This is a genomic window from Citrobacter sp. RHB35-C21 (assembly GCF_013816515.1).
GTDB classification, from domain to species: domain Bacteria; phylum Pseudomonadota; class Gammaproteobacteria; order Enterobacterales; family Enterobacteriaceae; genus Citrobacter; species Citrobacter braakii.
Window position 1 is genome coordinate 2009357 of sequence record NZ_CP057147.1, and the last position, 20057, is coordinate 2029413.

General features: G+C 49.3%; 26 protein-coding genes, 3 tRNA genes, 1 pseudogene and 1 other annotated feature. Of the genes and pseudogenes, 17 read left to right on the forward strand and 13 right to left on the reverse strand.

The features are described from left to right. Nucleotides 1-3: 3 nt before the first annotated feature. Nucleotides 4-903 (reverse strand): ATP phosphoribosyltransferase, encoded by a 900-nt coding sequence (gene hisG, locus HVZ39_RS09530; protein ID WP_003834191.1) that lies wholly within the window; start codon nucleotides 901-903, stop codon nucleotides 4-6. Nucleotides 904-948: 45 nt separating this feature from the next. Further along, nucleotides 949-1071 (reverse strand) — a sequence feature (His leader region). Further along, the gene (gene hisL, locus HVZ39_RS09535) at nucleotides 1047-1094 is read right to left on the reverse strand and encodes a his operon leader peptide (RefSeq protein WP_100250077.1); all 48 of its coding nucleotides are present in this window, start codon (nucleotides 1092-1094) and stop codon (nucleotides 1047-1049) included. It overlaps the preceding feature by 25 nt. Nucleotides 1095-1268: 174 nt before the next feature. Between hisL and HVZ39_RS09540 the strand changes: the two genes are divergently transcribed. The 3 genes and pseudogenes from HVZ39_RS09540 (at nucleotide 1269) to plaP (ending at nucleotide 4694) form a co-directional block, all read left to right on the forward strand. Then, nucleotides 1269-2093, forward strand: coding sequence for an SDR family oxidoreductase (locus tag HVZ39_RS09540; protein ID WP_016156891.1), 825 nt, complete (start codon nucleotides 1269-1271; stop codon nucleotides 2091-2093). A 40-nt stretch (nucleotides 2094-2133) separates the two neighbouring features. After that, nucleotides 2134-3118: pseudogene (locus HVZ39_RS09545) on the forward strand (LysR substrate-binding domain-containing protein). Between the two features lie 214 nt (nucleotides 3119-3332). After that, complete coding sequence (gene plaP, locus HVZ39_RS09555; RefSeq protein WP_016153551.1) at nucleotides 3333-4694, forward strand: putrescine/proton symporter PlaP; 1362 nt, start codon at nucleotides 3333-3335, stop codon at nucleotides 4692-4694. A 60-nt stretch (nucleotides 4695-4754) separates the two neighbouring features. Here plaP and sbcB read toward each other — a convergent pair whose 3' ends face one another. Then, nucleotides 4755-6185 carry an exodeoxyribonuclease I gene (gene sbcB, locus HVZ39_RS09560; protein WP_181633526.1) on the reverse strand — a complete coding sequence of 477 codons (1431 nt, stop codon included), beginning with the start codon at nucleotides 6183-6185 and terminating at the stop codon, nucleotides 4755-4757. 175 nt (nucleotides 6186-6360) lie between these two features. Here sbcB and HVZ39_RS09565 point away from each other — a divergent pair, with 175 nt between their 5' ends. Beyond that, nucleotides 6361-7542, forward strand: a complete 1182-nt coding sequence (locus HVZ39_RS09565; protein WP_181633527.1) for a site-specific integrase — start codon at nucleotides 6361-6363, stop codon at nucleotides 7540-7542. Here HVZ39_RS09565 and HVZ39_RS09570 read toward each other — a convergent pair. The 9 genes from HVZ39_RS09570 to HVZ39_RS09610 all read right to left on the reverse strand — a co-directional run bounded on the left by HVZ39_RS09570 (nucleotide 7523) and on the right by HVZ39_RS09610 (nucleotide 11319). Then, entirely contained in the window at nucleotides 7523-7714 is a 192-nt protein-coding gene (locus tag HVZ39_RS09570) for an AlpA family transcriptional regulator (RefSeq protein WP_061549023.1), read from the reverse strand. The two genes, HVZ39_RS09565 and HVZ39_RS09570, sit on opposite strands and share 20 nt — an antisense overlap. Nucleotides 7715-7868: 154 nt before the next feature. Then, nucleotides 7869-8225, reverse strand: a complete 357-nt coding sequence (locus HVZ39_RS09575) for a hypothetical protein (RefSeq protein WP_249419327.1) — start codon at nucleotides 8223-8225, stop codon at nucleotides 7869-7871. Nucleotides 8226-8325: 100 nt separating this feature from the next. Then, nucleotides 8326-8550 carry a hypothetical protein gene (locus HVZ39_RS09580; RefSeq protein ID WP_181633528.1) on the reverse strand — a complete coding sequence of 75 codons (225 nt, stop codon included), beginning with the start codon at nucleotides 8548-8550 and terminating at the stop codon, nucleotides 8326-8328. A gap of 189 nt (nucleotides 8551-8739) precedes the next feature. Further along, nucleotides 8740-8952: a hypothetical protein gene (locus tag HVZ39_RS09585; RefSeq protein ID WP_003826255.1), complete on the reverse strand. Its 213-nt coding sequence runs from the start codon at nucleotides 8950-8952 to the stop codon at nucleotides 8740-8742. Then, nucleotides 8945-9307, reverse strand: coding sequence for a hypothetical protein (locus HVZ39_RS09590; protein WP_003826258.1), 363 nt, complete (start codon nucleotides 9305-9307; stop codon nucleotides 8945-8947). Before HVZ39_RS09590 ends, HVZ39_RS09585 begins: the two co-directional genes overlap by 8 nt. A 291-nt stretch (nucleotides 9308-9598) precedes the next feature. After that, nucleotides 9599-9985, reverse strand: coding sequence for a S24 family peptidase (locus HVZ39_RS09595; RefSeq protein WP_181633529.1), 387 nt, complete (start codon nucleotides 9983-9985; stop codon nucleotides 9599-9601). Between the two features lie 63 nt (nucleotides 9986-10048). Then, on the reverse strand, nucleotides 10049-10267 hold the full coding sequence (locus HVZ39_RS09600; RefSeq protein ID WP_044702873.1) for a hypothetical protein: 219 nt from the start codon (nucleotides 10265-10267) through the stop codon (nucleotides 10049-10051). Continuing rightward, entirely contained in the window at nucleotides 10267-10479 is a 213-nt protein-coding gene (locus HVZ39_RS09605) for a hypothetical protein (RefSeq protein WP_061549021.1), read from the reverse strand. Before HVZ39_RS09605 ends, HVZ39_RS09600 begins: the two co-directional genes overlap by 1 nt. 171 nt (nucleotides 10480-10650) lie before the next feature. Beyond that, entirely contained in the window at nucleotides 10651-11319 is a 669-nt protein-coding gene (locus tag HVZ39_RS09610; protein WP_044702870.1) for a LexA family transcriptional regulator, read from the reverse strand. A gap of 98 nt (nucleotides 11320-11417) precedes the next feature. Between HVZ39_RS09610 and HVZ39_RS09615 the strand changes: the two genes are divergently transcribed. From HVZ39_RS09615 to HVZ39_RS09675, 13 genes are all read left to right on the forward strand, one after another. Continuing rightward, on the forward strand, nucleotides 11418-11642 hold the full coding sequence (locus HVZ39_RS09615; protein ID WP_044702869.1) for a helix-turn-helix transcriptional regulator: 225 nt from the start codon (nucleotides 11418-11420) through the stop codon (nucleotides 11640-11642). Continuing rightward, complete coding sequence (locus tag HVZ39_RS09620) at nucleotides 11614-11916, forward strand: hypothetical protein (RefSeq protein WP_044702867.1); 303 nt, start codon at nucleotides 11614-11616, stop codon at nucleotides 11914-11916. The genes HVZ39_RS09615 and HVZ39_RS09620 overlap by 29 nt, the downstream gene beginning before the upstream one ends. 428 nt (nucleotides 11917-12344) lie before the next feature. After that, entirely contained in the window at nucleotides 12345-13961 is a 1617-nt protein-coding gene (locus HVZ39_RS09625; RefSeq protein ID WP_181633530.1) for a DEAD/DEAH box helicase, read from the forward strand. Next, nucleotides 13958-14926: a toprim domain-containing protein gene (locus HVZ39_RS09630; protein ID WP_048214549.1), complete on the forward strand. Its 969-nt coding sequence runs from the start codon at nucleotides 13958-13960 to the stop codon at nucleotides 14924-14926. The genes HVZ39_RS09625 and HVZ39_RS09630 overlap by 4 nt, the downstream gene beginning before the upstream one ends. Further along, the gene (locus HVZ39_RS09635; protein ID WP_048214548.1) at nucleotides 14926-15786 is read left to right on the forward strand and encodes a hypothetical protein; all 861 of its coding nucleotides are present in this window, start codon (nucleotides 14926-14928) and stop codon (nucleotides 15784-15786) included. Before HVZ39_RS09630 ends, HVZ39_RS09635 begins: the two co-directional genes overlap by 1 nt. Continuing rightward, nucleotides 15783-16586, forward strand: coding sequence for an antitermination protein (locus HVZ39_RS09640; RefSeq protein ID WP_109017991.1), 804 nt, complete (start codon nucleotides 15783-15785; stop codon nucleotides 16584-16586). The genes HVZ39_RS09635 and HVZ39_RS09640 overlap by 4 nt, the downstream gene beginning before the upstream one ends. A gap of 198 nt (nucleotides 16587-16784) precedes the next feature. Continuing rightward, nucleotides 16785-17354, forward strand: coding sequence for a hypothetical protein (locus tag HVZ39_RS09645; RefSeq protein ID WP_109017990.1), 570 nt, complete (start codon nucleotides 16785-16787; stop codon nucleotides 17352-17354). A 249-nt stretch (nucleotides 17355-17603) separates the two neighbouring features. Continuing rightward, nucleotides 17604-17679, forward strand: a tRNA-Ile gene (locus HVZ39_RS09650). 77 nt (nucleotides 17680-17756) lie between these two features. Further along, nucleotides 17757-17832 (forward strand) — tRNA-Thr (locus tag HVZ39_RS09655). 4 nt (nucleotides 17833-17836) lie between these two features. Beyond that, nucleotides 17837-17911, forward strand: a tRNA-Gly gene (locus HVZ39_RS09660). Nucleotides 17912-18255: 344 nt separating this feature from the next. Further along, nucleotides 18256-18534, forward strand: a complete 279-nt coding sequence (locus tag HVZ39_RS09665) for an HP1 family phage holin (RefSeq protein ID WP_048236547.1) — start codon at nucleotides 18256-18258, stop codon at nucleotides 18532-18534. After that, complete coding sequence (locus tag HVZ39_RS09670) at nucleotides 18506-19054, forward strand: lysozyme (protein WP_088732005.1); 549 nt, start codon at nucleotides 18506-18508, stop codon at nucleotides 19052-19054. Before HVZ39_RS09665 ends, HVZ39_RS09670 begins: the two co-directional genes overlap by 29 nt. An 11-nt stretch (nucleotides 19055-19065) precedes the next feature. Further along, nucleotides 19066-19611: a DUF2514 domain-containing protein gene (locus HVZ39_RS09675; protein WP_109017995.1), complete on the forward strand. Its 546-nt coding sequence runs from the start codon at nucleotides 19066-19068 to the stop codon at nucleotides 19609-19611. 3 nt (nucleotides 19612-19614) lie between these two features. On the opposite strand, the gene HVZ39_RS09680 is transcribed toward HVZ39_RS09675, so the two are convergent. Continuing rightward, on the reverse strand, nucleotides 19615-19830 hold the full coding sequence (locus HVZ39_RS09680; protein WP_071891841.1) for a KTSC domain-containing protein: 216 nt from the start codon (nucleotides 19828-19830) through the stop codon (nucleotides 19615-19617). Between the last annotated feature and the right edge of the window lie 227 nt (nucleotides 19831-20057).

Below are 20057 nucleotides of genomic sequence, written 5' to 3' on the forward strand. Positions count from 1 at the left end.
CTATCACTCCATCATCTTCTCAATCGGCAGCACCAGAATTGAGCTGGCGCCGAGCGCTTTCAGTTTTTCCATCGTTTCCCAGAACAGGGTTTCGCTGCTGACCATGTGCATGGCTACGCGCTGCTGGTCACCCGCCAGTGGCAGAATGGTAGGGCGCTCAGCGCCTGGCAGTAGGGCGATGACTTCGTCCAGACGTTCGCTCGGTGCGTGCATCATGATGTATTTTGATTCACGTGCCTGAATGACCCCCTGAATACGGGTCAGCAGTTTGTCGATCAGTTGTTGCTTGGCTTCGGCCATTTCGCCGTCGCGCTGAATCAGGCAGGCTTTAGAGCGGTAAATCACTTCCACTTCACGTAGACCGTTGGCTTCAAGTGTGGCTCCGGTTGACACCAGATCGCAAATCGCATCAGCCAGACCTGCGCGGGGAGCGACTTCTACAGAGCCGTTTAACAGACAGGATTTAAACGACACTCCTTTTTGATCAAGATAACGTTTAAGCAGGTGTGGGTAAGAGGTAGCGATACGCTTACCGTTCAGCGCTGCCGGGCCATCCCAGGCTTCATCAACCGGGGTAGCCAGCGAAAGACGGCAACCGCCGAAGTCCAGACGACGCAGGGTAAAATAGCGCGGATCTTCACCCTGTGCCCGGCGGTTGAGCAGTTCCTCTTCGAGAACGTTTTCCCCGATGATGCCGAGATCAACGACGCCGTCCATCACCAGACCCGGGATATCGTCATCACGCACGCGCAGAATATCGATCGGCATATTCTCAGCCATCGCGATCAGGCGCTGGGTGTGAAGATTAATTTTAATGCCGCAACGGGCCAGCAATTCGCGTGAATCATCGCTTAAACGACCTGATTTCTGCATAGCTATGCGTAAACGGGTGTTATCTAACATTCTTTATTCCTCGTTATCCTGTCTGAATCAGTTTGGGTCACGCACAAAAAAAAGCCCCCGGAAGAAATCTTCCGGGGGCTTTCTCATACGCTCATGCACCGCTGGAAGATTTAAATGTCTCCCAGCACACATCGCCTGAAAGACTAGTCAGGATGATGGTGATGATGGTGTTTGAATTGAGCGCGTGTCATAAATTTTCTCGATGAATGTTTATTCATTTGATGTCTTTTAACCTAAACCACTTTAGCTACGGAAAGCAAGGGCTTTTTTTGATCATTAATTCATTTCATATTGATACTATGAATTGTCAGCCACTGTGGGCTAGCGTAGCCTTGCGTTATAGGCCAAAAGTCAGGAGAGAAGGCATGAAAAAGGTCGCAATTGTCGGTTTAGGTTGGTTAGGCATGCCGTTAGCTATGTCGCTGGCGGCGAGAGGCTGGCAGGTTACCGGCAGCAAAACCACATTGGATGGGGTGGAAGCGGCCCGCATGAGTGGTATAGAGAGCTACTCGCTGCGCCTGGAGCCTGAACTGGTCTGTGAGACAGACGATCTCGACGCACTGATGGACGCCGACGCGCTGGTTATTACGCTACCTGCGCGCCGTAGCGGTCCGGGGGAGACATTTTACCTGCAGGCTATGCAGGAGCTGGTCGACAGTGCGCTGGCGTACCGTATCCCGCGGATTATTTTTACCAGTTCGACGTCGGTCTATGGCGATGCACAAGGCATCGTGAAAGAAGGGACTCCGCGTAACCCGGTCACGGCAAGTGGTCGCGTTTTGAAAGAACTTGAAGACTGGTTGCACAATTTACCCGGCACTTCGGTGGATATTTTGCGCCTGGCCGGACTTGTCGGCCCGGGAAGACATCCCGGTCGTTTTTTCGCTGGCAAGACGGCACCAGATGGACACCATGGCGTAAATCTGGTGCATCTGGATGATGTGGTTTCCGCCATCTCTTTGCTGCTGCAAGCACCAAAAGGGGGACACATCTATAATATATGTGCGCCTATGCATCCGGCGCGCAATGTGTTCTATCCACAGATGGCCCGCCAGTTGGGGATGGAGCCGCCGGAATTTCGTGGTAATGAGGATAACGGTAAAGGTAAAGTCATTGATGGCAACCGTATTTGTAACGAGCTTGGGTTTGAGTACCAGTATCCTGACCCGCTGGTGATGCCGATGGAGTGACAGACCAGCAGAGTGCCGCTGATACCGCCAGGGGGCGAGTATGAAACCACTGCTGGACGTTCTTATCATCCTCGATGCGTTGGAAAAAGAGGGCAGTTTCGCTGCGGCGTCGGCAAAATTGTTTAAGACGCCGTCTGCGCTTAGCTACACCGTCCATAAGCTGGAAAGCGATCTTAATATTCAGCTACTCGATCGCAGCGGCCATCGGGCTAAGTTTACCCGTACCGGGCAGATGCTGCTGGAAAAGGGGCGGGAGGTGTTGCACACCGTCCGCGAACTCGAAAAGCAGGCGATTAAACTTCACGAAGGCTGGGAGAATGAACTGGTTATTGGCGTAGATGATACGTTTCCCTTTTCGCTGCTGGCCCCTCTCATCGAATCTTTCTATCAACACCACAGTGTGACGCGCCTGAAATTTATCAATGGCGTGCTGGGCGGCTCCTGGGATGCCCTTACTCAGGGGCGGGCAGATATTATTGTCGGCGCCACGCATGAACCGCCTGCCGCGAGCGAATTTGGCTTTGCGCAGCTAGGGGTTCTGGAGCAGGTGTTTGTGGTTGCGTCGCATCATCCGCTGGCGCAGGAACAGGAGCCGTTGAATCGTCGCACTATTCGGCGATTTCGCGCGATTGTGGTGGGCGACAATGCACAGCATGCCAACGTTTCGGGCTCTCAGGTGCTCGACGATCAGGAAGCCATCACCGTTTTTGACTTCAAAACCAAGCTGGAACTGCAAATCAGTGGTCTGGGATGCGGCTATATTCCGCGCTATCTGGCGCAGCGATTTCTGGAGAGCGGCGCTCTGATTGAGAAAAAGGTAGTCGCACAAATTATCTTTGAACCCGTGTGGATAGGTTGGAATGAACAGACTGCCGGGTTGGCCAGTGCCTGGTGGCGAGATGAGATTTTAGCAAATAGTGCTATTGCGGGGGTGTACGTTAAAACGGCTGCTGATAAATCAATCAGTTAAGAAAAAATATTCTTTTGTAGTAGCTTCAATCTCTTGTTATTTCTCTCCAAATTAGTGCAAAATACGCCGCTTGCAAAAAATGACATTAACCGACGTTTTAATACGCGTCGGTTATTTTTTTGCATCAAACCAATCATTCATAAAAGAGGCCGGGCTTCGTACCGGATAGATACTTACTTAAAAATCGACAGTTGTTGTCGCTGAGGATTAACAAAAAATGGGGCAATTTTTTGCTTACGCGACGGTTTTCGCCGTAATGGGGGATAACCATGTCGCATAACGCTACTCCAAACACCTCTCGCGTGGAATTACGTAAAACGCTTACGCTGGTTCCGGTTGTCATGATGGGCCTTGCCTATATGCAGCCGATGACGCTGTTCGATACATTCGGTATCGTATCAGGAATGACCGATGGTCACGTCCCGACAGCTTACGCCTTTGCACTGATCGCCATCCTCTTTACCGCACTGAGCTACGGTAAACTGGTGCGTCGCTATCCGTCTGCAGGCTCTGCCTACACTTATGCCCAGAAATCCATTAGCCCGACCGTTGGCTTTATGGTGGGTTGGTCATCACTGCTGGACTACCTGTTCGCACCGATGATCAACATTCTGTTGGCGAAAATTTATTTTGAAGCTCTGGTGCCGTCGATACCGTCATGGATATTCGTGGTGGCGCTGGTGGCCTTTATGACCGCCTTTAACCTGCGCAGCCTGAAATCTGTTGCGAATTTCAACACCGTTATCGTGTTGTTGCAGGTGGTGCTGATTGCAGTGATCCTCGGCATGGTCGTTTATGGCGTGTTCGAAGGGGAAGGTGCCGGTACGCTGGCGAGCAGCCGTCCGTTCTGGTCAGGTGATGCGCATGTGATCCCGATGATCACGGGAGCGACTATTCTGTGCTTCTCGTTCACCGGTTTTGACGGTATCAGCAACCTGTCTGAAGAAACCAAAGACGCTGAACGTGTGATCCCGCGGGCGATTTTCCTGACCGCGCTGATTGGTGGCCTGATCTTTATCGTCTCCACCTATCTGTTGCAGCTGTACTTCCCGGATATCTCACGCTTCAAGGATCCGGACGCTTCGCAGCCGGAAATCATGCTGTATGTCGCTGGTAAGTTCTTCCAGGTCGGCGCGCTGATTTTCTCTACCATTACCGTACTGGCGTCAGGTATGGCGGCGCATGCAGGCGTAGCGCGTCTGATGTATGTGATGGGGCGTGACGGTGTGTTCCCGAAAAGTTTCTTCGGTTATGTCCACCCGAAATGGCGTACTCCGTCCATGAACATCATTCTGGTTGGTGCGATTGCTCTGCTGGCAATTAACTTCGACCTGGTGATGGCGACGGCGCTGATTAACTTCGGTGCGCTGGTGGCGTTTACCTTCGTTAACCTGTCGGTGATCTCCCAGTTCTGGATCCGTGAGAAGCGTAACAAGACGCTGAAAGACCACTTCCAGTATCTGTTCCTGCCAATGTGCGGTGCGCTGACCGTTGGTGCGCTGTGGGTGAACCTGGAAGAGAGCTCAATGGTTCTGGGTCTGATCTGGGCCGCTATTGGTCTGATTTACCTGGCTTGCGTGACCAAAAGTTTCCGTAACCCGGTGCCACAGTACGACGAAGATATCGCGTAATAGCTGTATTTAGATAAAAAAAACCGGAGACATGTTCTCCGGTTTTTTTATACGTGGGAGTTATACAATCTCTTGCGCATAGTGCCAGAGTGACTTCAGCAGCATCAGTTTCTCTTTGTTATCTGCATATTGCTGGCTCAGCATCTGCAATTCATTGGCGTAATTTTGCAAAAACTCTGGTGTGAATATTTGACGACGATGGTCCAGCCAGCGCTGCTGTTCGGCTTCATCCAGCGTTCCGGGGAAGTTACGTGCGCGGTAGTTAAACAGCAGCTTTTCAATGCGCTTATCGACAAAGGATATATCCAGCGCCGGTAAATTGCGCGGCTCAGTTTCCAGGACGATTTTCATTGCGGCACGGTCGGCATCGCTGAAAAAACCATTGTACAACTGTGCGTCTACGTTATCTGATGGCGTAAAGGGTTCCGCATCGGCGAAGATGGCCACCACTTTGTCGCGAACCTGCGGGTTTTCGCGCAGTACTTTGAGATTATCCAGACAATGCTGGCGGTTAATGCCAAGGCGATCGGCATCTTCCGGGCGCAAGGTATTCGCCTGTGCCAGTACCGGGCATTTGTTGATGTGCACCAGTTTAACTGGCACGGCTGGGTTATCTCCCAGATCAGCTTTAGCAGTGTAGAGCCGCTCACGCAGCGCGTCGCTGTCCAGTTCCAGCAGCGGTGAAATATCACCGGCTAAGTCGACCATAATCACCGCGTTGCGATTCTCAGGATGCCAGGCTAAAGGCGCCACCCAACTGGTGTTGCCGCGCCATGCGCCGAACATCCCCGAAACATGGACCAGCGGCTTCATTTGCGGGACATCAATCAGTGCGGCCAGCTTGTGCTTATTGCGATGGCTGTAGAGATAATCAAACAGGCGCGGCTGGCGCGACTTCACTAATTGCGCCATCGCAATTGTGGCGTATACGTCGGCCATCGCATCGTGGGCATTGGCATGTTCAATACCGTTGGCTTTGGTCAAATGCTCCAGGCGAAAGCTGGGTAAGCCGTCGTCGTTTTCCGGCCAGTTAATTCCTTCAGGACGCAAGGCATAGCAGGCGCGCATCACATCCAGCAGATCCCAGCGTGAATTATCGTTCTGCCAGCTCCAGGCGTAGGGATCGTAGAAATTGCGATACAGGATGTTGCGCGTCACTTCATCATCGAAGCGCACGTTGTTATAGCCCAGGATACAGGTTTTCGGCACGGTGAACAGGGCGTGGATGCGCGCAGCAAAGGCGGCTTCATTTTCTCCTTTTTCACGCGCTTCCTGCGGTGTGATACCGGTTATCAGCACCGCCTCAGGCTGCGGCAGATAGTCGTCTGCGGGTTTGCAATAAAAGACTTCAGGTTCACCGATAATGTTGAAATCGCTATCTGTGCGGATAGCCGCAAATTGCGCGGGTCTGTCCAGCGCCGGATGGGTACCAAAGGTCTCGTAATCGTGAAAGAGGAATGTGCTCTGTATGTTGTCGTTTTTAACTGTCACCTGATGTACACGCCTGATGTAATATGTATATGAAATAATTGGTTTTATGCTTTGAATTTGTCGTTGATTGTCTGTTTTTGTACACGAATAGATATTGTTGTTAAGATTGGTACATGCGATATTGAGTACATAGTAAGTACATAAACATCAAAATCATTGAGTACAAAATACTAAAATGGCTATCAGCGACACTAAGCTACGTTCTATCTATGGTAAACCATATTCTGGTCCATCTGAAATTACTGATTCTGATGGCCTGGGCATCCGCATCACACCAAGGGGGGTGATTAGCTTCCAGTTTCGTTTTCGATGGGATGGAAAGCAGCACCGTCTTGGCTTGGGGCGGTATCCAGCAATTACTCTACGTGATGCACGTAACATGGTCGCAGATTTAAGAGAGTCAGTCGACAAAGGTATCGATCCGCGATTAATGGCCGGTATCAATAAGTCAAAGAAAAAACCAACGGTAAAAGACTGTCTGGATTACTGGGAAGAAAACTATGTTGATACGGCGCTGAGGGAAAAAACAAAAGCTCTCTATAAGTCTACTGTTATAAAGCACATGAGTAATGCCTTTGCTGGCATGCCCATTGAAGAAATTCCGGTTCGTTTATGGGTTGAGCGTTTCACTGAAGAAGAAAGAATAAACCCTCGCCGTGCTCGTCAGTTGCTGGTACAACTTAGATCTGCGATTGGCTGGTGTACGCGGCGACAATTTATAAGTACAACCGAATTGATGTTGCTGCAACCAAAGGATGTTGGCGTCAAATCTTCGGTCGGTGAAGTGACTCTCAGTTATAACCAGTTGGCTAAGATATGGTTGGCTATAGAACGAAGCAGGGCATCAACATCAAACAGATTATTTCATCAGTTACTGATGCTCTACGGTGCTAGGAACAGTGAACTTCGCCTGGCTGTAAAGGGGGAGTTTGATCGTGATGAAGGTGTATGGACGGTACCGGCAGAGAAAAGTAAAACGAACAGGATCATCCGGCGTCCAATTTTTGACGCTGCAGATGGTTTACTGAAAAAAGCAGAAATGACGTACGGGGATATTCTTTTTCCGGGGCCAGATTTAAAAAAATCTATGACTATTTCCGGCGCAAATCGATTTCTTAGAAGGATTGAGGCGTCACTGGGGATAGGGGAGTTTACCGCACATGATTTCAGAAGGACCCTGGCGACCAGATTATCAGAGGAAGGGGTAGCCCCGCACGTAATTGAAAAAATGCTGGGGCATGAACTGGGCGGCGTACTTTCTGTTTATAACAAGCATGAATGGATTGCTGAACAGAAAGCCGCCTATGAGCTGTATGCTGAAAAGATATTCTGGCATATCAGGAAGATTTCGGGTTAATTCCGCCGTTTAAAATCCACGCTTCCACCTCAGATTGTAAGTACTGTTTGGGGTGGGTGCGGATCGGTTTCGGAAAATTATGATGCTTGGTGTATTTCCAGATGGTCATACGAGACGAAACCCGGATCATCTTCATCACTTCTTTTTCGTCTATCATTTCAATATCACTCATACCCACCTCACACCACGCTCAGGCCACGACAGTGGCACCACACATCAAACATTCTTCTCGTTACTTCCCGACAGTAAAACCCTTCAATGTCTCGAGTAAGGTCGTAACGGTTCCCGTACCGTTGGCGCACCCATATTTCAAATGCCTTATTCAATTAAACCCCCCCCAGCTTTTCAGTAGCCCGACGAACACAGCATTCAAAAGAGGATGGGGTAACAATCTTTTTCAACTCAGCAACCAGGTAATCGTTATGTTGCTGGTGGAGTTGCATGTTGTTCTCTTTTTCAATCTGGCGGAGAACAGCAAGGCGAGCCGTAATGATGCGACGCTTTGCTTTTACAACCCGTAAAGCGTTCTCTGCCTTTTTACGCCAAACACTCCACTCACTGCTGCTATTTGACTTAGCCAACTGATCTTCAATGCTGATCTGAGTCTCTTCAGCTATCACGAGCTGGGACAGGCAGTCGTGAATTGTGTTCATGTTTTCAGTATTGATATGCGATTTTTCCACTGTTAACCTCCGAAACTCGTCATAAATTTGTACTCAATCAACGCCCCGAAAATAGCGGCCACCAATAACAGGCCAAACAGCATAGATAGGAGGAATGACTTCATCGTGAAGCCTCCCGCTGAACAGTTTTATATGCACGTAGCATGTCGCGAGATTTACCTGATAAAGCCGTCTTCATGAAGAACATCCCACTACGGGTTGCAATGATGCCTGGTGTGCAGAGCTGCGTGGCATTGACAACCCGGTTATGTTTACGGAACTCAAACACCGTACTGGTGATAACGATGTTCGCTACGGCGCCATAGTCCTGGTATTGGATTTTCATTTTCTGTCCTTCAGTTTGCTGTATCGTTCATGGCTCATTACTTCCCAGTTCTGGCCGCCGTCACGGGACAGTAACCGCCAGCGGCGATTAACCCTCAGGCTCAAGTTTCCGGAGCCGTGCATACGGCAGGGATGAATTCGCCTGGCTCTGAACTGGCGGAGTATATTGACCGCCTGCAGGTGCACCCACTCAGGAATTCGTATCGCTGTCAGGGCCATTGTCCTTGCCTCCTGCTGGTGGGGTTACCGTGTAACCGGCTCGTTCTGCCATCCATAGAAATGTCTCAAGCGATGCTGTAACCTCGCCGTTCTGAACCGGACGCGCGTGGATAACCTTTCCGTTCTCGATCGTCAGCACGATATTTACTGGTTCGTGCGTGATAATTGGTGTCTGATCACTCATGGCTTGTTTCCGCTGTGACTGATTTTTTCTTGGCAAACTCAACCAGCTCAGAAATGAGCTCGTCGATTAATGCCTTTCCGCTTTCTGTCAGGAACTCACCGCTGCCATTCACATCTACGGCGTTGCTGTAAATTCCTCGGATGGCTTTTACACCTTCAATATTTCCGTACTCACTGAGGATCATTTTTTCGAATCGCCTCAACAGGCCGTCAATTAGTATTTCTGTTAATTCGATAGTGTTAATTCCACCCTTAGGCATATTAATGATGATGCAGGTGCTTCCTGTTTTTCGCTGATGGCGTAATAGCGCAGATTTAAGAATTCTGTGGCGATACGTATTGATTAAATTATTCACGTCGCTTTTCCTCTGCTTCACACCAGTACAATAAATTCGCCGAAGCATTAAGAGCCATACCTAGCAAAGAATTCTTTTGATTTGTGTTTAACTCACTATTGCTTATTACTATTTCCAGAATGGTGTTTAGGTTCTCTGCCTCTAAAAGTATTTCATCTATCCCAGCCGTCTTTGGGTTCCACATTTTCTATCTCCCATATGCTTTTTTTAGGTAAAGCCGCGCGATTACCTCGTAACCGCAGGACGCATAAAGGCATGCTGTTCTATATGCCGATTTATCTATAATGAAAGTCATATGAAGTGCCTCACAGCCAAAGAAGCGACAACCCTTCCGTGGATACGCATGTCTTTTTGCTCACCAGCATTAAGCGTGAAAGTTTGGTAATGGAGATTGTCAGAAATAATCTTTAATGCGCCGTTCGGCAATGGCTCTATTCGCTTAATGAACAGGCAGCTACGACCGAAAACATCGCCCGTAAAAACATATATACCGGGTGTAAGAACGCGGCCTCCACAATCCACAAAAGCCACTACCTCACAGGGTTCGATAGTCGGCTGCATTGAATCACCTTCCATCCTGCAGTTCTTAACTCTGTTTCCAAAATCATTAATATTGTCAGAGCCAAATAACATTTGAGGCGCTTTAATTGGCTTGTTAAAAGAAATTGAAGTTTGCATTTCATTTCCTCAAGGTGAGTTTGCATCTACCCAAATAAGTGTTTGTAAATTTATTTTTTTTATTTAAAGTTTATAAGTATCGAAGTCAGCTATGCTCTTGTTTAAATCATTCAATGTCTGGACTACCAAAGTAATTAAAGCGTGTTCTCGTTCTTCTTCAATGCTCGTCATTTGTTCTAAAAGAAGCCATAACGAACATTCACAGCAGCGCACATCATGTGACCATTTTAGAATTGTGCTGCTTGTTTCTTCTTTATCTAAAGTGACGGTTTCATTATTCATTATTTATTCTCCTGCCAGCCATTCCCAATCTCTTTATTTATAACTGAAAGGTTTCTCTTTAATTGGTTAATGCAAATCTGGATAAGGGCAGCTGGCTTATAGCCAGTATCTGGATCAGATTCGGCATATTCAAGCGCGTTAACCACCCGATCAATATCCATAACTAGATTATGGATAGGACCATTTTCCGACACCAATTCTTGAGTGCTCATCTGCTTGCTCCGTTTGCTTGTTGATGACATAACAATACATAACGTATTAAATAACGTCAATACAAAACGGATTAATCTGATGTATTATTTTTTATCTTAATGTTTATAAAGGTTTTTTTGATTGATTTCGTGGCGGGGAGCACAAAAAAAGCCGCTTTCGCGGCTTGTACACTATGGTAGGTTGGTTATTTTTGCGTCTACCACGACGCCGATAATACGGCAATTACCGTTTATAGGAATGATCGGATATTGAGGGTTCAACGGCTTGAGGAACCGTTGACCAGCATCGACAACCAGTTTTTTGAAAGTGGCTTCATTGTCTCCATCAAGCTTTGCTACAACTAATTTCCCGTTGATAGGCTCCACTTGAGGATCAACCAGTATAACCATACCTTCCGGAATGCTTAGGCCGACTGGTGATGTCATTGAATCACCTCGCACGTCCAGCCAAAATGAATCCTCTGAACATTCCACAGTTGTATCGTACCAACGGTCTATAGCCCGCTTATGATATGGCTCTACAGCTTCCATCCAATCCCCTGCACTTACCCAGCTAATTACAGGGTAGCTTCCTTTCGACTCGTTAATTCCGATGAATGTCACATTGTGATCGGCTCTGGAGTCACTGACCGTTCCATCAGCATTCACCACGAAACCTGGCATTTTAAGTATGTTAAAAATCTTTGCTATGACCTCCAGGTTGGGTTCACGTCTACCGTTCAACCAATGACCTAGCCCACCCTGGGTTATTCCTAGAGCTTCAGCTAGCTGTTCTTGAGTCATTCCGACTTCTTTCATCCTGGATTTAGCCAGGTCCTGCCATCTCTGTTTCATGTTCATGATTATTACAATCCGTATTTTTTGAACAAGTTCCATTTTGTATTATTGTTTAAAGTGTGTATAGTACGTTATGTATTATTTAGATAGGAACTATCCGAATGAGCGGAATCAAGAGCCTAAGGCTGAAAGCAAAGGTTACGCAGGGAGAATTGGCCGCATTGATTGCCAGTTCTCAGGGGGCAGTTAGCCATTACGAAACTGGTCGTCGAATCCCTGACATTGAGGTGGGGAAACGAATCGTGAGCGCTTTTAAGCGGCTCGGATATGAAACCAGTCTGGATGAGGTTTTTTCCGATGAACATACCGGAGAGCAACTTCGATAACTCAATCCTGCCGGAAACCTACTCACAAGCGGATGCCGAGTGGATTAAGCAGCAGTTATTCAGCCTGACACCCACTGCACGACAAAAAGCGCTCCAGCGTTATGCAACTGTGTATCAGGAGACGTTCGAGGCCGAACCCGTTTCGTACCGCAAGGAGAACCGGGCAAGGCATGAAGCAAACACAAGGCTTCGCCTGTTTGTGAGAAATCAGGGCAGAGCTTTACAGGGGTATACCGCCGAACCTCCCCTGGCTGGAACGCGACAGCGCTCCTGATTGTTTCGGGTTTAAAGGTACCTGAACAGAAGCAGGCTTAAAGGTGCCTGTTCAGGTTGGCAACCAACTGACCCAACTCCTCATGTGTACTAGGGAGGTAGTACGTTTTTATGGGGAAGAGGGAAAGGGGGGTAAGGGGGGATTGGGTGCAGGGGTAGGAATAGGGTCTTTTCCAACAGGAGAGATCCATTGGTTAAGTAGATCACTGTCTTAAGGGCGCAATTTAAAAAAACGCCTGTATCAGCAAGGTAGTACAAAGCGCTCAGGCGCTGAGAAACGAAAAGGGTTCTTCCTGGAAGAGTGATTTTTCAGAGGAGCTGAATCAGAAGGGAGGCTGGCAGCCTTTGGGGAGGCCGCCAGCCATGTGAGGGGGAATCCATGAAAACCACATCACAAAATTATTATCTCATCAGCACGGGGGCAGCACAATGGAGCTGACGATTACGCCGAATTTTGCACAGGAAAGAGCGTTAAACATGTTGCGCCGTGACTGGAAGGCAAACGACACCTTCATGGTGTACTCGCCAACTGGCAGCGGTAAAACTGGTCTTGCCGCTTTCATCGTTGCCGGGTTCGTCAGCCGTGGTATGCGCGTTCTGTTTTGTGCACCGTACACTATCCTGATTGGTCAGACGGCCAATCGCTTTGTGGAGTACGGGTTACCGGGGGATGAAATCGGTTATATCTGGGCGGATCACCCGAACTACGATCCAGCCCGTAAAATTCAGATTGCCAGCGCCGACACGCTTATTCGTCGTGTTTTTCCTGAAAATATTGATCTGCTGATTATCGACGAAGCACACCTGCGTAAAAAACGCATCCTGAAGGATATCGAACGGCTGCGCGGCAAAGGCGTAAAGGTGATTGGTCTGTCGGGTACGCCTTTTTCCCCGTTCCTTGGTAAATACTATGACCGACTGATTAAGCCGACCACCATCGGCGAGTTAATCCAGCGTGGCGATCTGAGTAAATACGAATTTTACGCGCCAACAAAGCCGGATCTGAAAGGCGTAAAAACCAAGTCTTCGCTTGAATACGGCAACGATTACAACGAAACGCAGCTGGCTGAAATTATGTGTGGCTCTACGCTGGTGGGCGACATCGTACAGAACTGGCTGGAGAATGGCCGGGATCTGCCTACCATTGCTTTCTGCGTCAACGTAGCTCACGCCAATTTCCTGACAATCCAGTTTAACCAGGCTGGTGTTAACGCTGAGGTCATGACCGCCGACACTCCAGTGGATGAGCGCCAGACCATCATTCACCGCTTTGAAACTGGCGCAACGAAAATCATCGTTAGTGTGGGCGTTCTGGTGGCCGGCTTCGATAGTGATGTTCGCTGCATCATCTACGCCAGGCCAACAAAAAGCGAAATTCGCTGGCTGCAGGCACTCGGGCGTGGCCTGCGCACCGCACCGGGTAAAGAATCTTGCCTCATCTTTGATCACAGTGGCACCGTGCACCGCCTCGGTTATCCGGATTCTATTGAGTATGACGATCTCCCCGGTAAGTCTGACGGCATGGATGAAAGCGCGCGCCGTGCAGCTGAGGAACGGGCCGAAAAACTCCCCCATGAATGTTCTCAATGCCACTACATGAAACCCGCTGGTGTGTACGTATGCCCGAAATGCGGACATAAGCCGCTGGGCGGTGAGGACGTCGATACTGATACCGGCCGCAAACTCAAAAAGCTGGGTAAAGACCAGCATCTGCCCACGAAGGCAGAGAAACAGGCCTGGTGGAGTCAGATCAAATTCTATCAGCGCCAGCGAGTATCGCAGGGGAAAAAGCCCGTTAGTGATGGCTGGTGCGCAAACACTTTTCGCGATCGTTTTGACGAGTGGCCTAACGGGCTGAGCGATTTCCCGATGGAGATCACACCGACCGTTTCGAATTTCATCCGGCACAAATTGATCGCTTATGCGAAAGGTCAGGAGAAGGCCAAACGTATGCAGGCGGCATCTGGTGCACCTGCGCCATCCTCCATTCGGCAAGCACAGAAAGTGATTAGCGATATCAAACAGCAGTTAGGAAAACGAGCATGAAGACGGCAGAAGCAGCAATTGGGCATTGGCCTACCATCTTTGAGCACTTCGGCCTTCCGCCGATCACTGGTAAAAACCACTTTAAAGGCGAATGTCCGGTATGTGGAGCGCGCGGCAAGCTACGTATTGACGACCGCGACGGTCGGGGGACGTGGATTTGTACCTGCGGCAGCGGTGACGGTATGAAGCTTGTCACACTGACACAGGGGAAGCCATTTAATGAGGTTTGCAGGGAAATAGACCACCTGATCGGTAATGATTTTCAGCGTGTAAAAATCCCGGTCAGCAGCAGTGCTACCAGCCTGCGTACAAAGGTTCTGAATAAGTTCGCGAAGCTGCAGCCGTTGCGTGGCACTTCTGGTGCTGCGTATCTCAACGCGCGCGGCATTTTCAGTCTGCCGCTTGAAGCGATCCGCTTCAACGATAAGCAGCGCCATGCAGGGAGGGTGTATCAGTCGCTTTATTCCCTCGCCACCGACGATAAAGGAGAACTGTGCTATCTGCACCAGACATTACTCGATGGCGCAAAAAAGGCAGATATCGGCACCAGTGCAAAGCGACAAAAATCCCTGCAGGAAGATAACTATCTTGATCACGCCCGTTCAGTGGCGATCAGGATGTTCCCGGTGGCCAGCACACTTGGTATCGCCGAAGGCATCGAAACGGCTCTGTCTGCGCACCAGATTTATAACGTAAATACTTGGGCAACCATGACGGCCAACTTCATGAAGAAATTCCGCGTTCCGGCTGGCGTTAAGCACCTCATTATTTTTGCTGACCGTGACGAGAACAGCGCTACCGGGTTGGCTGCGGCCTATGAATGCGCTCATGCCAATCTGCTGGCAAAGAATGACCTACAGCGAGTGAGCGTGTACTGGCCCGATCACGATGATTTCAACAATATGCTCATGAACGGCGATCAGGTTCGTGAGCTGGTTTTCCACAAGAAAAAGGCGGCTGCGTAATGCGTACAGATAACAACGAACATAAAGCACTATTCACCATCCCGACGGCAGCGCACAGCTCAGCCCTGGCAAACATCAAACCTCTACCTGAGCAACGGAGAATCACCGGGCATAAACAGACTGATGCCTATCTGTGGGTACTGGAGGTTATCCGCCTGAATGAACCGGCACATCTGGACGCAGCAGAAGCCGCGCTGGAGAAAATTAAAATCTCTCCAAAAGAGGCCGAGGAACGGTATTCCCGTTATCTTCTGGCGAATGGCGGTGATCCTTTCCAGGTAGCTTTCGGTACCATCGGCATGGATAACCCGGTGCGTGCTATTCAGAATGCACGGGAAAACATCAAGAAAGCTGCTGATGTGCGCGCTACGTTCGGCAGCTATGAAGCAGCGATGGAGGACGTAGAGGCCGAGCGAGTGATCAGGTCTTCCCCAAAATTTACTGATGATTACCAGTGGGGATGGACAGTAGACGAAAAGAGAGATGGAAGCATTGACGGCAGTCGTATGAATGAAATTGATGATCAGCGTCGCGCATATGTTGATGGCTATCGTGACGTTCTGCCAGAGCCTCATACACTGTCAGATGTTGTTCGTGAGTTTGTTTACTGGGACTGGCTCTATAGCGTTCGCCACACTTCAGGTCAGGAACTCGGTTACGAATTTGGTTATTCCGAGCACCATGAATCTGTGTACGACCGTGAGCGATACCTGGAAAAATTGCTGGCGACCATCAAACCTGTGACACGTGCTGAAGCTGTAGAGGTTTGCAGCTGGTTTCTGGCAAGTGGAAAGGACGAATACATGGAAGACAACGGCGCTGCGGTCATTCTTAATCTGGTTGGGGAGTGCGAACAATGAAGCTTGAGGCATCGCTAAAACACTTCAGCCCTCAGGGAATGCATATCAGCGACGACGTGAAAGGAACCTCTCCGGATCGTATCACCGGCACTGATGTTATGGCGGCCATTGGTACCACCAGCAGCCGCGCGCGGTTTGGTCTGGCTGCCTTCTTTGGTAAGACCGGGATCAGCAAAAGCGATGAGCAGCTCGCAGTTCAGGCGCTGGCGCGTCATGCGATGGAGTCGGCGCCCAGGAATGTACGTAAAGCCGCTGCTGGGGAGTTTGGCTGGTGTATGCTGGTGCTCGCACAATTCGCCTTTGCCGAATACTCCCGTTCAGCGGAAACCACCGTGACGTGTCACAGCTGCAGTGGCAGCGGATTAACCTCTCATTATGAGGATGTGATCAAACACCCTGGAGTCTTCAACTCTGACGGTATGGAAATCGTACCTCCGAAAATCAGGCATGAACTGGTCAAGCGTAGATGCGCGGCATGTAACGGTAAGGGGGAGCTGCTGGCCCGATGCCGTTGCGGCGGCAAAGGTGAGGTGCTCGACCGCAAAGCCACAGGCGAGCGTGGCGCGCCGGTGTTTAAAACCTGCGAGCGCTGCAGCGGAAATGGATTTTCTGGGGTGCCGTCTACTGCAGCCTATAAAGCAATACTGAAGCGTGTTCCGGAGCTACACGTCAGAACATGGACTCGCAACTGGAAACCGTTTCTGGAGGTGCTTGTCGACGTCTGCCACAGGGAAGAACAAAAAGCAGACTCGGTGTTTCAGGATGCAACGAGCTTTCGTGATGATGTGAACAAAATTTAGCATATTAGCTACTTTAAGCTTGATTTTGTCCGAAGTTGTCGTGTATGCTCCTAATCATAGGTTATTGCGTCTGCACTAGACCAAGCAAATTAAGCCCTGCCAGCAATGGTGGGGCTTTGTCGTTTCTAGCAAGGGCTGTTCGCTTGGAAAGAATATTCGGGTAAGATCATTCTCATTGAGCGATGTAAGGACGAGGAAGTGGAAAAATTACCTTCAGATTACTTTTTGAGTGCTGACGATAATCTCGTAGACTTTCTGGAAAAGCAGGGAGAAGAGGTAATTCGTGAGATTCAAACTTCTAACAAAACTAACGTCGAAAATGGTTACAAGCTTCTGAGCATTCAGATTGTTGGTATTGGATCTTCTTTTCTACTTCTCACACAAAAAACGAATTTTGATTTTCTAACTGCGGGTATAGCCGCTTTTACAGTTCTATGGACCTGGTGCGCTATTTACTTAGTTCATTCAGGATTATCTGTAAAAATGAGAGGGTTAATATATGCCCCCCCACACGCTCTGTATACTCAGAGTTATAAGGCAATTGAGAAAGTCACTTATCAAATGTTCTATGATGCTGGATATCAGGGGGTAGAAAATCCCTTACCTCTGATTCGGAGATATCGGCTTGTTAATCTTAATGATACAGCCAGTGAGTTGCTTTTAGAGAATGAAAAAATTCGCAATTGTTTAGATAAGGCGAGAATGTTTACTATTCTCGCCCCGGTAGTTGCAATGCTTATTTCTGCTGTTTTTTTAAGTATTCTTTGACTGAATCAGCAGAATCTCCGACGAATACACGTTGTGTCGCAAAGTCAGTAGTACTTTGAGATGGTACTGGCTTTGGAGTCGCAGGTTGCTGAGGTTTGCTTTCGCCCTGGGGCTTGTTTTGTTGAGACATATCCATCCTTATCTGAGTAGTTACTTTTGGCGATATAACGATATCAGACGGGGGCGGTAGCAGCCATGATAACTATTGATATTGCGTGGCTAGTTTGCCTTATGTATCATTTCGCCCCCGGCCCTTTAGCTCAGTGGTTAGAGCGTGCGACTCATAATCGCCCGGTCGCTGGTTCAAGTCCAGCAAGGGCCACCAGACCGCCACTAGCTCATCGGGAAGAGCGGCAACTAAATGTTGTAGTACGAGGTTCGAGGCCCCGGTGGCGGACCAATGCCGACTTAGCTCAGTAGGTAGAGCAACTGACTTGTAATCAGTAGGTCACCAGTTCGATTCCGGTAGTCGGCACCATAATGCGGGCATCGTATAATGGCTATTACCTCAGCCTTCCAAGCTGATGATGCGGGTTCGATTCCCGCTGCCCGCTCCAGTAAAAGTTTTCCAGTCTGCGATGATGGGTTTCCCGGAGTGACTGAAAAGCGACCCAGTTTTGAATGGGCGCTGCTTTTTGCAAAATTGCTGTGTAAAAATACTGACCTTTTGGTTCAGCGCTCATCCAAAAGCACTCCGTTATAATCCTGATAACCGTGGGTGGTTTGTTGGATGGAGTGCCTCTGAACAATAAAACTCTCGTTATAAAGGCTGCCATATGGCGGCCTTTTTCATTTCAGGCTCACGGGAATCATCCGCTACGTGCTTTGTTGATAAATCCAGCCCGTGAAGCCTGACCCTTTCATCACACACTGCGCCATCCGAAGAATCGGAGGTGAGGCTATGACCAGAATGAGCACCATTTACAGCAGACTTTCATATGGAACAGGCACCACGCTGACCGGCTGCGGTGTATCAGCGAAGGCATATGCCGAAACAGCTAAAACCGCAAAAGAGGTGTCCTGGATGTTGGCCGACAGAATTGCAGGGTTAAACCTGAGTGACTGGGCAATTATTGTCGGTATTGCATGCACCGTTATTACCTGTGCAGTGAACTGGTATTACAGGAAAAAGGAAAGGGAGGACCGGCTTAATGGCAATGTCACCAAAGCTGAAGAATAGATTGAGCGCAGCGGTCGTTGGTTTAATTCTTGCCGGGGCTTCCGCGCCCGTTATTCTCGATCAGTTTCTGGATGAGAAAGAGGGTAACAGCCTGACGGCGTATCGCGACGGCGGCGGGCTCTGGACGATTTGTCGTGGAGCCACAATGGTTGATGGCAAGCAGGTAGTGAAGGGCATGAAGCTGTCAGCTGAGAAATGCGACCAGGTAAACACCATTGAACGCGACAAGGCGCTGGCGTGGGTTGAGCGAAATATCAAGGTGCCACTGACCGAGCCACAGAAAGCCGGGATCGCATCTTTTTGTCCGTATAACATCGGCCCCGGAAAATGCTTCCCGTCTACGTTCTATAAGCGCATCAATGCTGGCGACCGTAAAGGAGCCTGTGAAGCCATTCGCTGGTGGATTAAAGACGGTGGCCGCGATTGTCGTCTGACCAAAGGCCAGAAAAATGGCTGCTATGGGCAGGTAGAAAGGCGAGACCAGGAAAGCGCTCTGGCTTGCTGGGGGATAAACCAGTGAATCCAGCTACGATCCTTGCCGCGATAAAGACTTGGTGGAAACCTGCTGCAGTTCTCTTGCTGGTGGTCTGTTCGTTTATCGCTGGTGATGTCTGGAGCGATCGGGGTTGGGAAAAAAAGTGGGCGGAACGTGATAGCGCGGAATCCTCGCAAACAGCGAACGCGCAGACCGCTGCCCGCATGATTGAACAAGGGCGAATTATTTCCCGTGATGAGGCTGTAAAAGATGCACAAGCACAAGCCACTAAATATGCCGCCACTGCTGCTGGTCTGTCTGCCACTGTTAGCCAGCTGCGTACCGAAGCAACAAAACTTGCCACCCGTCTGGACGCCGCAAAGCACACCGCAGATCTTGCCGCTGCCGTCAGAAGCAAAACAACCGACGCCGACGCCGCAGTGCTCGCCAACATGCTCGGAGATATTGCAGAAGAAGCTAAACGTTATGCTGGAATCGCTGACGAACGCTATGCCGCCGGGATGACGTGTCAACGTATTTACGACTCGGTGAGACAGTCGAATAACGGGAAGTGGCAAAAAGCGGGGACGAATCCCCGCTAGCTGTTAGCCAACTTTGCGATAAGGGTAGCCAGCTTTTTTGATGTGGGCATCAAAATACTGACCTTTTGACGGTGCATTCATTAGCGCCGTGTGCACGGCAGAAGGAACCCGAGAGTATTGATAAATGCCACTGCTATGGAATGCAATTTCCAGCGTTGAAGTGGCCTGGTCATAACCTACTGATTGGAGATTTGAAGATGAAACAGGTTGACGAATCAAAGCAGTTTCCTCGTTTGAATGGGAAAAGTCCCGAGGAAATCGTAGAGCTATTCAAAGGGTATAACTTTGTCGACGATCATGGTCATCGACTGGATATGTGCCAGGACTTCATTGACTTAGTAGAGATGGCGACCGAAACAGATAAGTAGCCATTACAAAGCTCATCGCGGGTGGGCTTGATTATGGCATTGAAATCTGTAATGCAATCCCCATTTACATTTTGAAAC